Origin of the sequence: Clavibacter quasicaliforniensis, assembly GCF_051201715.1 — a bacterium.
In the GTDB taxonomy this organism is placed as follows: Bacteria; Actinomycetota; Actinomycetes; order Actinomycetales; family Microbacteriaceae; genus Clavibacter; species Clavibacter seminis.
The window spans coordinates 1,473,877-1,487,139 of the sequence record NZ_CP139624.1 but is presented as its reverse complement, the minus strand read 5'-3'; the positions used below and the strand labels follow the sequence as shown (position 1 = coordinate 1,487,139).

12 protein-coding genes are annotated in these 13,263 nt (G+C 75.4%); 2 read left to right on the top strand and 10 right to left on the bottom strand.

From position 1 onward, the window contains the following. The first annotated feature begins 127 nt into the window (after window positions 1-127). Window positions 128-1,246, top strand: a complete 1,119-nt coding sequence (locus NL142_RS07195; protein ID WP_435081493.1) for a GNAT family N-acetyltransferase — start codon at window positions 128-130, stop codon at window positions 1,244-1,246. A gap of 12 nt (window positions 1,247-1,258) precedes the next feature. Here the strand turns inward: NL142_RS07195 and mutM are convergent, their stop codons facing one another. The 9 genes from mutM to NL142_RS07150 are packed head-to-tail and all read right to left on the bottom strand — an operon-like array spanning window position 1,259 to window position 11,283. Then, on the bottom strand, window positions 1,259-2,191 hold the full coding sequence (gene mutM / locus NL142_RS07190; protein ID WP_435081492.1) for a bifunctional DNA-formamidopyrimidine glycosylase/DNA-(apurinic or apyrimidinic site) lyase: 933 nt from the start codon (window positions 2,189-2,191) through the stop codon (window positions 1,259-1,261). A 6-nt stretch (window positions 2,192-2,197) separates the two neighbouring features. Further along, window positions 2,198-2,914, bottom strand: coding sequence for a ribonuclease III (gene rnc, locus NL142_RS07185; protein ID WP_012038044.1), 717 nt, complete (start codon window positions 2,912-2,914; stop codon window positions 2,198-2,200). Between the two features lie 25 nt (window positions 2,915-2,939). Next, a complete protein-coding gene (gene rpmF / locus NL142_RS07180; protein ID WP_012038043.1) occupies window positions 2,940-3,143 on the bottom strand; it encodes a 50S ribosomal protein L32 in 204 nt (67 codons plus the stop codon). 2 nt (window positions 3,144-3,145) lie between these two features. Next, a complete protein-coding gene (locus tag NL142_RS07175) occupies window positions 3,146-3,718 on the bottom strand; it encodes a YceD family protein (protein ID WP_086505522.1) in 573 nt (190 codons plus the stop codon). A gap of 19 nt (window positions 3,719-3,737) precedes the next feature. Next, on the bottom strand, window positions 3,738-4,229 hold the full coding sequence (gene coaD / locus NL142_RS07170) for a pantetheine-phosphate adenylyltransferase (RefSeq protein WP_435081491.1): 492 nt from the start codon (window positions 4,227-4,229) through the stop codon (window positions 3,738-3,740). Window positions 4,230-4,255: 26 nt separating this feature from the next. Continuing rightward, window positions 4,256-6,439: an ATP-dependent DNA helicase RecG gene (locus tag NL142_RS07165; RefSeq protein WP_435081490.1), complete on the bottom strand. Its 2,184-nt coding sequence runs from the start codon at window positions 6,437-6,439 to the stop codon at window positions 4,256-4,258. 47 nt (window positions 6,440-6,486) lie between these two features. Further along, a complete protein-coding gene (locus tag NL142_RS07160; RefSeq protein WP_435081489.1) occupies window positions 6,487-8,979 on the bottom strand; it encodes a transglutaminase TgpA family protein in 2,493 nt (830 codons plus the stop codon). Then, window positions 8,976-10,304 (bottom strand): DUF58 domain-containing protein, encoded by a 1,329-nt coding sequence (locus tag NL142_RS07155; protein WP_435081488.1) that lies wholly within the window; start codon window positions 10,302-10,304, stop codon window positions 8,976-8,978. The genes NL142_RS07160 and NL142_RS07155 overlap by 4 nt, the downstream gene beginning before the upstream one ends. Window positions 10,305-10,308: 4 nt before the next feature. Beyond that, on the bottom strand, window positions 10,309-11,283 hold the full coding sequence (locus NL142_RS07150) for an AAA family ATPase (protein ID WP_435081581.1): 975 nt from the start codon (window positions 11,281-11,283) through the stop codon (window positions 10,309-10,311). A 254-nt stretch (window positions 11,284-11,537) separates the two neighbouring features. Here NL142_RS07150 and rsmD point away from each other — a divergent pair, with 254 nt between their 5' ends. Next, on the top strand, window positions 11,538-12,152 hold the full coding sequence (gene rsmD, locus NL142_RS07145) for a 16S rRNA (guanine(966)-N(2))-methyltransferase RsmD (RefSeq protein ID WP_435081487.1): 615 nt from the start codon (window positions 11,538-11,540) through the stop codon (window positions 12,150-12,152). Here the strand turns inward: rsmD and NL142_RS07140 are convergent. Then, window positions 12,149-13,258: a thiamine-phosphate kinase gene (locus NL142_RS07140; RefSeq protein ID WP_435081486.1), complete on the bottom strand. Its 1,110-nt coding sequence runs from the start codon at window positions 13,256-13,258 to the stop codon at window positions 12,149-12,151. The genes rsmD and NL142_RS07140 overlap by 4 nt on opposite strands. Window positions 13,259-13,263 lie beyond the last annotated feature (5 nt).

The window sequence follows — 13,263 nt, the reverse complement described above, 5'->3', positions numbered from 1 at the left end:
CGATCACGGTACCGGACCGGCGGGCCGCGGCCGGGCGCCGCGCGCGGGACACCCGTCCGGCGGGCCGCCGCTACCGTGGGAGGGCGCGGGCCGGTCCCGGCGGCGCGCGCCGACGAGGGAGCCGACCATGCCGCACGCCGACGACGCCCGCCCCTTCGCCGTGGAGGAGATCCGCCCGCCCGTGGCGGTCGACGCGGAGGGCTGGGACGACTTCGTGGCCCTGACCGACGTCGTCAACCGCGCGCAGTCGCACGACCTCGGCCACGACGCGTTCGTGTGGCTCCCGCAGGAGCTGATCCCCGACTACGCCGACGTCGCGCACGTGCGGAAGCGGCTGTTCGCCGCGCGCGTAGACGGCCGGATCGTCGGCCGCGGGCTCCTCACGACCTGGCTGCATGACCCCGAGACCTCCGATGTGGCGGTGTCCGTGCTGCCCGAGCACCGGCGCCGCGGGATCGGCCGGGCGCTCCGGGAGCGCGTGGAGCGGATCGCCCTCGACGAGGGCTGCCGGACGCTCATGGGCTTCACGATGCACCGCGCCGAGGCGAACGGATCCCCCATCCCCTCACCCACCGGGATCGGCGCGGTCGGATCCGACGACCCCTCGTCCCGCTTCGTCGTCGACGCCGGCTACCGCCTCGGCCAGACCGCGCGCACGAGCTCGCTCGACACCGTCGCCGCCGCCCCGACGCTCGCCGGGCACCTCGCCGACGCGCGCGGTGCCGCCCGCGACGCCTACCGCGTGGTCTCGTGGGTGGACGCGACGCCCGATCACCTGCTCGACGACCTCGCCGTGCTGCACACGCGCATGTCGACCGACACCCCGCAGGGCGACCTCCCGCAGTCGGAGGACGCATGGGACGCCGGCCGGATCCGCGAGGCGGAGGCACGGCGGGCGTCGGCGGGCCGCACGGGTCTCACCACGGCGGCCCTGCACGTGGGGACGGGCCGGCTCGTGGGCTTCACGGAGATCGCCGTCTCCCCCAGCGGCCGGCGCTCCGACGGCCACGCCTACACCTACCAGCAGGACACGCTCGTGCTGTCCGAGCACCGGGGTCATCGCCTCGGCATGCTCCTCAAGGCCGAGAACCTGCTGCTTCTCGGGCGCGAGGCCCCCGAGGCCGACCGCGTCGTCACCTGGAACGCCGACGAGAACCGGCCGATGCTCGCGGTGAACGAGGCGCTGGGCTTCCGGCACGTCGGCACGAGCGGGAGCTGGCTGCGGGAGGTCGGCGCCGCACGCTGACCGGGCGTCGGGTCAGACGACCGCGTCCGCATCCGGCAGCTGCTGGCACCGCGGGCACAGGTGCGACCCGCGGTTCATGAAGGCCTCGCGGACGATCGGCGTGCCGCAGCGCGGGCACGGCTTCCCCTGCTGTCCGTAGGCGTTGAGCGAGTGCGAGAAGTAGCCGGACGCGCCGTTGACGTTCACGTACTGGGCGTCGAAGCTCGTGCCGCCCTCGGCCAGCGCCCGCGCGAGCACCTGGCGCACCTCGGCGAGGAGGCGCAGCGCGCGACCGCGACCGAGGGCATCGGTCGGGTGCGCGTAGTGGATCCGCGCGGCCCACAGCGCCTCGTCCGCGTAGATGTTGCCGATGCCGCTCACGAGCGTCTGGTCGAGGAGCGCGCGCTTGATGCCCGTGCGGCGCCGGGCCAGGCGGTCGAGCAGCAGCTCGTCGTCGAAGGCGGGGTCGAGGGGGTCGCGCGCGATGTGGGCGACCTGCGTCGGAACGAGCGCGGCGGCGGATCCACGGCCGCCCGCGCGCCCGTCCGGCGTCGGCACGAGGCGGTCCACCGCCATGGAGCCGAAGATCCGCTGGTCGACGAAGGCGACGACGAGCTCGCCGTGCACGGGGTGCTCGATGCCCATGCGGATCCGCAGCAGCCCGTCGGGGTCGGAGCCGGGCTCGCGGAGGAGCACCTGCCCGCTCATGCCGAGGTGGGTGACGAGGGCGCGCGGGCCTGTCTCGTCGCGTGCGGCGTCGGGCTCGAGCGGCAGCCACAGGAACTTGCCGCGGCGGACGGCGGACGTGATCACGCGGCCGACGAGCAGGTCGACGAACGCGCCCTCGAGCGGATCGTGCCGCTTGAGGGAGCGCGCGTCGAGGATCTCGACGCCGGTGATGCGCGCGCCGGCGACCGCGGGCTCCAGGCCGGCGCGGACGACCTCGACCTCGGGGAGCTCGGGCACCGCGGGTCAGGCCGTGGTGCGCGCCTCGAGGCGCGTCCACGCCTCGAGCGCGGCCGTCATCTCGGCCTGCTTCTTGCTGGATCCCTCGCCCGTGGTGCGGACGGCGTCACCGACGGTGACGACGGCGTGGAAGCGCTTGCTGTGGTCGGGCCCGCTGTCGCTCACGTCGTAGACGGGGGCAGGCAGGCCCTGGCGCGCGGCGCTCTCCTGGAGCGCGGTCTTCGGATCCATGGCGGCCCCGAAGCGCGCCGGGTCCTCGAGGAGCGGCGCGATGAGGCGCAGCACGAGACCGGTCGCCGCCTCTCCCCCGGCGTCGAGGTACGAGGCGCCGATGATGGCCTCGACCGTGTCGGCGAGGATCGACGACTTGGCGCGGCCGCCCGTGAGCTCCTCGCCGCGGCCGAGCAGCAGGTGCTCGCCGAGCCCGATGCGAGTGGCGACCTCCGCGAGGGCGACGCTCGAGACGAGGCTGGCGCGCCGCTTGGCGAGCTCGCCCTCGTCGAGGTCGGGGTTCTCGAGGTAGAGCATGACCGTGACGGCCTGCCCGAGGATGGAGTCGCCGAGGAACTCGAGGCGCTCGTTGTGCGGGATGCCGCCGTGCTCGTACGCGTACGAGCGGTGGGTGAGCGCGAGCTCGAGGAGCTCGGGGCTCACGTCCACGGCGAGGAGGCGCCGGAGCGCGTCGCGGTCGCCGTGGACGCGGGATCCCTGGGTGTCGGTCATGTCCGACGTGCCGTGCGGGTCGCGACTAGACGTCGGCGACCTTGCGGCCCTTGTACTCCATGTACAGGGGGGTGCCGGCGGCGTCCTCGACCACGCGGGCGCGGTGCGGCATGGAGTAGACGACCTTGCCGTTCTCGATGGTCTTGACGAGCGTGGGAGCCTCGGCCTTCCACTGCGAGCGACGCGCGCGCGTGTTGGATCGGGACATCTTTCTCTTGGGAACAGCCATGGCTAACTCTCATCTCTCTGCGTTTCGGTGTCGGCGTCTTCACGCGCCGCACCGCTGTCTTCGGAAGCTCGGAAGCCGGACAGGGCTGCCCAGCGCTGATCGATCACGGGTTCCGGGTCGGAGTCCGCCAGGACCAGGCTGATGCCGGGACCCAGATCGAGATCGAGGTCCTCGCCCGGCACTTCGGGCTGGAACGGCAGTGAAAGGACCACCGCATCCCGGATGACCGGCTCCAGGTCCACGTGCTCGTCCTGGACCTGGTAGTCGAAAGCTTCATCAAGACCATACGCGAATAGCTCGGCGAAATCGACTTGGACACGCTCCTGCATGTCGGCGAGCGTGCGCGCGGACTGGCCGTCGGCCACGGTGTCGACCTCGCCGGTGACCAGGATGCCGTCGTGCAGGGACTCGAGGCGGACGTGCACGCGCATCTCGCGACCCGCGGGGACGGCGATGAGGCCCTCCCCCATGCGCTCGGGGGTGACGATGGTCAGGTCGAGCTCGCGCATCTCCCCGGGGCGGTGCACGATGTCATGGACGTGGACCGTGAATGGGGTCTTCTGGAACCTGGACACCCGTAGATCCTACGGGGCGTCAGCCGGCCCGCCGGACGGCCAGAGCGTCCGCCACGGCCGACGGCACGTACGGCGCCACGTCTCCGCCGAGCGCCTCGACCTGGCGCACGAGCGAGCTGGAGACGTGGGCGTGCGCGGGATCCGGCAGCAGCAGCACGGTCTCGACGTCTGCGAGGTCGCGGTTGACGAGGGCCATGGGCGTCTCGTACGTCACGTCGAGCTGCGAGCGGACGCCCTTCACGAGCACGGTCGCGCCCACCTGCCGGCAGTAGTCGACGAGGAGGCCGGCGCCCCACGAGTCGACGCGGACGCTGGCGGGGAGGCCGGCGTCGCGGATCACGCGCTCGATGAGGGCGACGCGCTCCTCGAGCGGCAGCATGGGCGTCTTGCCGGGGTTGTGCACGACCAGCACGACGAGCTCGTCGTAGAGGCGGGCGGCGCGGCGGATCACGTCGAGGTGCCCGAGCGTGACGGGGTCGAACGATCCGGGGACGACGGCGATCCGCTGCATCCCGCCAGCCTACGGCGGGCGCTCCCCTAGTTCTTGTCGAGGAAGGCGCGCTCCTCGTCGTCGAGCCGGCGGGCGAGCGCGCGGGCGAGCGCGGGGTGGCCCTGGAGGTCGGGCGACGCCTCGAGCACGTCGTGGGCGTGCTCGCGGGCGGACTCGATGAGGTCGCCGTCCTGCGCGACCCGCAGCAGCCGGAGCGACGAGCGTCCGCCGGACTGGTTCGTGCCGAGGACGTTGCCCTCGCGGCGGAGCTCGAGGTCGACGCGCGCGAGCTCGAATCCGTCGAGGGTCGCGGCCACGGCGTCCACCCGCTCGCGGGCGACCGTCTCGGGCTCGGCGTGCGTGACCATGAGACAGAGGCCGGGCACGCCGCCGCGGCCCACGCGGCCGCGGAGCTGGTGCAGCTGCGAGACGCCGAAGCGGTCGGCGTCGAGGATCACCATGGTGGAGGCGTTCGGGACGTCGACGCCGACCTCGATGACGGTCGTGGCCACGATGAGGTCGATGTCGCCCGCGGAGAACGCGCGCATCACGCGGTCCTTCTCCTCCCCCGACATGCGGCCGTGCAGCACGGCCCGTCGGACGGATCCGAGGCGGGGGTGGGCGGCCAGCAGCGCGTCGACCTCGGTGACGGTCGCGAGCGCGGGCCGGGTCGGCGCGTCGTCTGCACCCTCGGCGGCGTCCTCGTCCTCGGCGTCGGGATCCTGCGGGTCGATCGCCGGGCAGACCACGAACGCCTGCCGCCCCTTCTGGATCTCCTCGGCCGTGCGCTCCCAGACCCGCTCGATCCAGCCCGGGTGCTCGTGCAGCGGGACGACGAACGACTCGATCGGCTGCCGCCCGCTCGGCAGCTCGGCGATGGTCGAGACGTCGAGGTCGCCGAACACCGTCATCGCGACCGTGCGCGGGATGGGCGTGGCCGTGAGCACGAGGACGTGCGGCGGCGTGCCGCCCTTCCGCCGGAGCGCCTCGCGCTGGTCGACGCCGAAGCGGTGCTGCTCGTCGACCACGACGAGACCCAGGTCGAGGAACTCGACGCGGTCGCCGAGGAGCGCGTGCGTGCCGACGACGATGCGCGCCTGGCCGCTGACGATGCGCAGCAGCGCGCGCTTGCGCTCGGCGGTCGAGAGCTGGCCGGTGAGCAGGGTCGGCATCAGCTCGGCCGCGAGATCCGGCCCGAGCGACGCCGTGAGCGAGCGCAGGTGCTGGCTCGCGAGCACCTCGGTGGGCGCGAGCAGCGCGGACTGACCGCCGGAGTCCGCGACCGCGAGCATCGCCCGGAGCGCGACGAGCGTCTTGCCGGAGCCGACCTCGCCCTGCACGAGCCGGTTCATGGGCCAGGTGCGCGCCATGTCGGTCGCGATCTCCTCGCCCACGAGCCGCTGGTCGCCCGTGAGCTCGAAGGGCAGCTGCGCGTCGAGCCGGTCGAGGTGGCCGCCGGGGGTCAGGATCCGCGGCGTGGCGGGCAGCGCACGCGCCGCCTGCCGTCGCTGCAGGAGCGCGGTCTGGAGGACGAACGCCTCCTGGAAGCGCAGGGTGTCGCGGCCGCGCCGCCAGTCGACGTCCTTCTCGGGACGGTGCACGCCCTCGAGCGCCTCGCGGTACGGGAGCAGGCCGCGCTCGGCGCGCACGTCGGCGGGTACGGGATCCTCGAGGTCGTCGACCGCGTCGAGCGCGAGCTCCACCGACTTCGCGACCTGCCAGCTCGCCATGGAGGCCGTTGCCGGGTAGATGGGGATGGGCATCTCGGCCCAGCGGCGCGCGGCCGCGTCGGGCTCGCCGCCGGAGAGCTCCGGGCCCTCGTGCGCGTCGAAGAGCTCGTAGTCGGGGTGGGCCAGCTGGAGCGCGCCGCGGTAGTCGCTGACCTTGCCCGCGAAGATCCCGCGGACGCCCGGCACCAGGTCCTTCGCGCGCCACGCCTGGTTGAAGAAGGTGAGGGTGAGGAAGCCGCGGCCGTCGGTGATCCGCACCTCGAGGATGCTGCCGCGCCGCGCGCGCATGGGGCGCTCGCGGACCTCGCGCACCTCGGCGACGATGGTGGCCTGCTGGTCGACGGGCAGCTCGGCCAGGGCCGTGAGCTCGCCGCGGCGGGCGTAGCGGCGCGGCAGGTGCTCGAGGAGGTCGGCGACCGTGCGCAGGCCGAACGCCTTCTGCAGCACGCCCGCGGTGCGGCCGCCCACGACGCCCGCGAGCGCGGCGTCGGATCCGGTCATCCCCCGAGTGTACGAGGGGCGTCCGACGCGGGCGGTCCGGCGACCGGTCAGGCCGGTGGCGCGCCCGAGGTCCCGTCGTCCGGCCCGTCGTCGTCCCGCGGGCGGCGGCGGACGAGCGAGCGCGGGGCGACGAGCGCGAGGATCCGGTCGACGCGGCCCGCGCGGGCGCGCAGCGCGTCTCCCAGCGCGACGAGCGCGCTTGCCTGCGCGGCACCCGACTCGGCATCCACCGGCGCGTCGGCGCGGGCGAAGCGCTCCCGCTCGCGCGCGGTGACCAGGAGCGCGATCGGGTCGGCGAGCGACGGGTCGTCACCCTGGAGGCGGCGGCCGAGCTCGCGCGGCGACTCGGTGTCCGGCACGCGGAGCCCGAGGTCGACCGCCTGGTCCTCCACTTCGCGCCAGGCCGTGCCCGCGGCGGCGGCGCCCGCCTCGAGCGCGCGCAGCCGACCGGAGCGGCGCGCCCGGCGCAGCAGGGCGGGGGTCGCGAGGAGGGCGAGCACCAGGAGCACGAGGGCGACCGTGCCGAGGGCGGCCCACGGGATCCGGACGCCCGCGGTGCCGTTCGTGCCGGGCGCGGCCGACGCGGTGGGCGCGGGCGTCGCGGACGGCGTGGCCTCGGTGGGTGCGGTAGGCGTCGCGGACGGCGTGGGCGGGGCGGTCGGCGCGGCCGACGGCTGGGCGTAGGGCGCGGCCTGGCCGCGGCCCGGCGTCGGCTCGAACGCGATCCAGCCGATGCCGGAGAAGTACAGCTCGGGCCAGGAGTGCAGGTCGTGGGATCCGACGCGGTAGGTGATGAGGTCGCCGTCGCGCCCGACCTGGTCGCCCGGCAGGTAGCCGACGGCCACGCGCGACGGGATGCCCGCCTCGCGCGCCATGATCGCCATGGCCGACGCGAAGTGCACGCAGTAGCCCGAGCGCACGCGGAGGAACTCCCCCACGACGTCGACGCCGCTGCCGTCGTAGCCCTGCTGGACGGGCGCGTCCTCCGAGTAGCGGAACTGCCCGCCCGTGAAGAACTCCTGGAGCGCGAGCGCCTGGTCGTAGGGCGTGTCGATGCCCGCGAGCACGTCGGCGGTCGTCGAGGCGACGATGGCCGGGGTGCCGTCGGGGATCTGCAGGTACGGCTCGAGGTCGTCGTCGGTCGCGGGGGCCACGGCCTCCAGCTGGGCGCGCTCGGGTCGGGGCAGCTCGCTCGTCACGGTGTAGCTCTGGTCGCGGCTGTCGGAGTCGGACGATCGGATCGCGAGGCCCTGCTCCGACCAGCGCCACGAGCCGTCGAGCCCGGTGACGCTGCGGGGCGCGTAGGGCGCGGGCAACCAGGCGCTCGAGGAGCCCTCGACCTGCACGCGGGCCTCGACCTCCTCGGCGGGGACGTCCGATCCGGATCCGAGGTCCGGCCCGATCTCGTCGACGGTGTTCCCGTCCGGCGGGCGCAGCGGCGACGGCGCCCACTCGTCGCCGTCGAAGCGCGAGAGCGTCGTGACCTTGAAGTAGAGGGGCGTGAGGGACGAGGTCGAGTAGCGGAGCGCCTCCACGTCGACGGGGCGGCGGAGGTCGTCGCCGAGGTCGAGGATCGGGTTGACGACGCGCGAGCCGCCCTGGCCGGAGCCGGACGCCGTGGGGAAGGTCGCCGAGGTGAGGCCCGGGACGATCGCGGGCGCGACGAGGGAGAGGACGACCGCACCGCCCGCGAGCGCGCCCGCGGATGCGAGCGTCGTGCGCGCGGATCCCGCCGACCGGCCGGGCGAAGCGCGGCGCGGAGCGGGCGGAGGCGCGGGCCGGGATCCCCCGAGGAGGCCTGATCCGCTCCAGCCGCCCTCCCGGTCGCTCTCGCGCGCGTCGGCGGCGAGCACCGCGAACCAGGCGAGCGCCGTGACGGCGAAGGACGCGATCGAGAACTCGCCCACGAGGACGGCCCCGGGGACCGAGACGAGCACCAGGAGCGGGAGCCCGGTGACCGCCGGGAGGCGGAGCGCGTGCGCGAGCACGTCGAGCACGACCGCGAGAGCTCCGACCGCGGCCACGATCACGAAGACGATGGAGGCGAGCGGCGGCACGGGCGCCGAGCGCCGGTAGATCTCCCCGCCCGCCTGATCGCCGACGGCGAGGAGCGTGCGCACGGTGTCCGGGGTGGGGATCACGCCGAGGACGGCGGTGCGCGCCGCGAATACGAGCGTCAGGAGGAGCACGAGGAGCACGAGGCCGCCCGCGGACGCGAGCAGGCGCGGCACGCCGACGGAGCGGAGCAGGGCCGCGGTCCCGAGCACGGCGGCGACGACCACGACGCAGAGCAGGAACCAGGCGCCCGGCTCCACGAGCAGGTGCAGGCTGGCGGCTCCCGCGAGGAGGGCGACGCCCAGCGCGGCGGTGAGCGGCCAGCGTGCGGCGGCGCGGCCGGCGCGGGGACCGCGGCCGCGAGGGCCGGTTCCGTCCCCGCGGCCGCGGCCGCCGGGTCCGCCCGAGCGCTCGCCCGGCAACGGGCGCGGCTCGACGCTCCAGCGCTCGCGCCCGCCGAGACCCACGGAGTCGAGGTCGGTCATCGCGCCATCTCCTCGGCGCGGGCCGCGCTCCAGGCGTCGGCGGGTCGGGTGCCCTCGTCGAGGACGACGGTGCGCCAGCCGGACTCGCGGAGGATCCGCACGGCCTCGGCGTCGTCGCGGCCGTCGACGCGACCCGTGTGCGCGAGGAACGCGACCGCGGGCCGGCACGCGGCGCCGAAGCCCGCGAGGCGGCGCGCCTCGTCCTCGTCGAGGTGGCCGAGGACGGCGTGGATCGGGACGGCGCGGCGGCTGCGGCGCAGGTCGGCCAGGGCCTCCTGCACGCCGTCGCGCTCGGGGTCGGACGCGGCGGGGCGCACGCCCGCGAGGTGGAGGAGCAGGTCGCCCTCCGCGGCGGCGTCGCCGGGACGGGCGGAGACGGGGGCCTGCCGGTCGGATCCCGCGGCCGTCTCGATCAGGTGCACCGCGTATCCCCCGCGCTGCAGGTGCACGCCCACCGACGCCGAGAACGCGACCGCGCGCTCGAACGCCCGGTCGCTCTCCCCGTCGTCGTCGGCGTGCTGCGGGAAGCCTGCCGCGCGCGTGTCGAGGAGCACCAGCGAGCGCGGGCTCGAGCGCTGCTCCTCCTGCCGCACCATGAGCTCGCCGTGCCGGGCGGTGGCGCGCCAGTGCACGCGGCGGAGCGGATCCCCCGCCCGGTACTCGCGCGTGCCGAGGTCGTCCTCGCCGCCGTCGGTGCGGCGCTGCACGCGCTCGGACTCGCCCTCGGACGACACCTGCCCGCCGGGATCGGCCTCGAGGTCCGTCAGGCGGGGCGTCACGACGAGGCGGGAGGTGCCGCCCGCGACGTGCCGCAGCCCCATCAGGCGGAACGGGTCGTGCTCCTCGACGGCGAGCGGGCCCACCTCGTGGACCCCCCGGCGCTCCGGCGTGAGGTCGTAGCGGAGGACGGGCCGCGCCGACGAGCGGCGTGAGCCGCGCGCGAGGCCCCGCATCGACGGCAGCTCGGCGGGCGGCGTGGCGCCGTCGGATCCGGGCACGAGGTCGAGCACCCACGAGCGCGGCGTGGGCATGGTCCCCGCGTTCGCGACGGACACGGTGACGGTCGTCGCCATGCCCGACTCGACGACCTCCGAGGTGAAGGCGCGCTCGACGTGCAGCCGGACCCGCGCGATCACGAGCCAGGCGGCGGCGAGCAGCGGGAGCGCGAGGAGGGCGACGCCGATGAAGACGAACTCGCGCCGTCCCGCGATGAAGGCGCCCGCGAACGCGGCGACCCCGGCCGCGAGCAGGGCGATGCCGCGGAGGGTCGGGTGCGGGACGGCCTCGATGCCGATCCGGCGCATCAGGCGCGCGAGGGGCGGCACGGGGTCAGCGCGTCCGTCCCGCGGCGCTCAGCGGCACGGCGGTCGACGCGACGATGCGCTCGAGGATCTCGATGACCGCCGCCTGCCCGCGGCCGCGCTGGCCTAGCGCCCGGCCGGTCGCGACGAGCCGGTGCGCGAGCACGGGCGCGGCGAGGGCGTCGATGTCGTCGGGCAGCACGAAGTCGCGTCCGTCGAGCGCCGCCCGGGTCTTGGCGGCGCGGATCAGCTGGAGCGTCGCGCGGGGGCTCGCACCGAGGCGGATGTCCTCGTGGCCGCGCGTGGCCTGCACGATCGCGACGGTGTAGCGCGACACCGGGTCGGACACGTAGACGCCGCGGGCCGCGTGCATCATCGCGTCGAGGTCCTCCGCGTCCACCACGGGCCGCAGCTCGTCGAGCGGGCTCACGGTGTCCCGCGAGCGGAGCATGGCGAGCTCGGCGGACGCGTCGGGGTAGCCCATCGAGATGCGGGCCATGAAGCGGTCGCGCTGCGCCTCGGGGAGCGCGTAGGTGCCCTCCATCTCGACCGGGTTCTGCGTCGCGACGACGGTGAAGGGCTGCTGCAGCGGATGCGTGACGCCGTCGACCGTGACCTGCCCCTCCTCCATGCACTCCAGGAGCGCCGACTGCGTCTTGGGGCTCGCCCGGTTGATCTCGTCGCCGATGACGATGTTCGCGAACACTGCGCCCGGCTGGAACTCGAAGCGGTGGTCGGCCTGGCTGTAGACGGAGACGCCCGTGACGTCCGAGGGCAGCAGGTCGGGCGTGAACTGGATCCGGTTGACGGTGCAGTCGACGCTGCGCGCCAGCGCCTTGGCCAGCATGGTCTTGCCGACGCCGGGCACGTCCTCGATCAGGAGGTGGCCGCCGGAGAGGAACACGGTGAGCGCCATGCGGGTGGCGTCGTGCTTGCCGGACATGACCGAGTCGATGTTGCCGAGGATCAGCTCGGCGAGCCGGCGCACCTCCTCCAGCGGCATCGCGGGCGCGTGGTCGGCCTGGCGCGCGGCGGCGCGGATGCGGGCGGGGTGCGGGCTCGATCCGGCGTGCAGGGGAACGGACTCGGACTCGGGACTCGTCACGGAGGTCCTCCAGCGTCGTGGGCGTGTTGGCAGCATACGTGAGGGATCCGGGAGCGTCCGGCCCGCCTCCGGGGGCGGACAGGCCGGGTAGCGTGGTCGCCCGTGCACCCCGCTCCGAACGCCGCCGTCCCGCGTCCCGCCGGGCGACCGTCGTGACCCGCATCGTCGCCGGGTTCGCCGGCTCCCTCGTCCTCCGCGTGCCGAGGACCGGGACGCGCCCCACGAGCGACCGCGTGCGCGAGGCCCTGTTCTCGGGGCTGGAGGCGCGCGACGCGCTCGACGGCGCGCGCGTCCTCGACCTGTACGCCGGATCCGGCGCCCTCGGCCTCGAGGCCGCCAGCCGCGGCGCGCGCGAGGTCGTCCTGGTGGAGCGCGCCGTGCCGGCGGCGGCGGTCTGCCGGTCGAACGCGGGCATCGTCGAGCGCGCGGCACCGCGGGGTGGCGAGCTGCGGATCCGGGTGGCCGCCCAGAGCGTGCGCGCCTTCCTCGCGGGCGACCGCGGCTCCTACGACGTCGCGTTCCTGGATCCCCCGTACGAGGTCGGCGACGCCGAGCTCGCGGAGGAGCTGGCCGCGCTCGTCCCGCGGCTCGTCGACGGGGCCGTGGTCATGGTCGAGCGCAGCGCGCGCTCCGCCGAGCCGGCGTGGCCCGCGGGGCTGGAGCTCGATCGCAGGAAGGCGTACGGCGACACGGTCGTGTGGTGGGCGGTCGCCGTGTCAGCCGACGACGACGCCGAGCCCGACGACGCGGAGCGACCCGCGCCCTAGCGCGCCCCGTCCCAGTCGGCGTACGGATCCCAGCCGCCGAGCGTCGTGCGCGGCCCGGCGTACGGTGCGCCGTCCACGGTCACGGCCGGGCCCGCGGCACCGGCGGCGACGACCCGGCCGATCGCGCGGAACGGACGCGGCAGCGCCGCGCCGGCGGGGAACGCCGCCACGAGCGCGTGGTCCTCACCCCCGGTGAGCACGAGGTCGAGCGCCAGCGGCGGCAGGGACGGATGCGCGGCGGCCACCCGACGCCCGTCGTCGGCGAGTGCGGCGGATCCGAGGTCGATGCCCACGCCGCTCGCGCGCGCCATGCGGCCGAGGTCGAGGAGGAGGCCGTCGGACACGTCGAGCATGGCGGTCGCCCCGGCACGCGCCGCCTCGACCCCCGCGGTCAGCGGCGCGACGGGCGCAAGCTGGGCCTCGACGGCGTCCGGATGAGATGCCCGCAGCGCACGGGCGAGCGCGGGATCGGGGGCGAGGGAGCCGTCCGCGTCGGCGCTCCTGGCGTGGTCGAAGAGGAGGCGGACGCCGGCCGCGGCCATGCCGAGCGTGCCGGCCACCGCGATCACGTCGCCGGGTCGCGCGCCCGAGCGCAGCACGGGCTCGCGCCCCTCGAGGTCGCCCGTGGCCGTGACCGTGATCACCAGCGCGTCCGAGACGGAGAGGTCGCCGCCCACGACGCCGCAGCCGGGCGCCTGGAGGAGGCAGCCCTCCCGCAGGCCGTCTGCCAGGGCCTCGAGGTCGGCGACGCGCGTCGCCGCGGGGGCCGCGATGGCGACGAGGAGCGCGGTCGGCCGGGCGCCCATGGCGGCCACATCCGCCAGGTTCGAGGTCGCGGCCCGGCGTCCGAGGTCGTGGGTGCTCGACCACGCCAGGCGGAAGTCGGGGCCCTCGATCATCATGTCCGTCGTGATCACGAACCGGCCGTCGGGCGCCCGCACGACCGCGCAGTCGTCGCCGGGGCCGACGTCGGCGTCGTCCGATGCGGGCAGGTGCGGGAGGATCCGCGCCAGCGTCGCGAGCTCCCCCGCGCTCCCGAGGGTGGCCGTGTCGTCGGCGTCCCCGCCGGTCGGATCCGCGGTCGAGGGCGTCCCAGGAGTCGTCACGACTG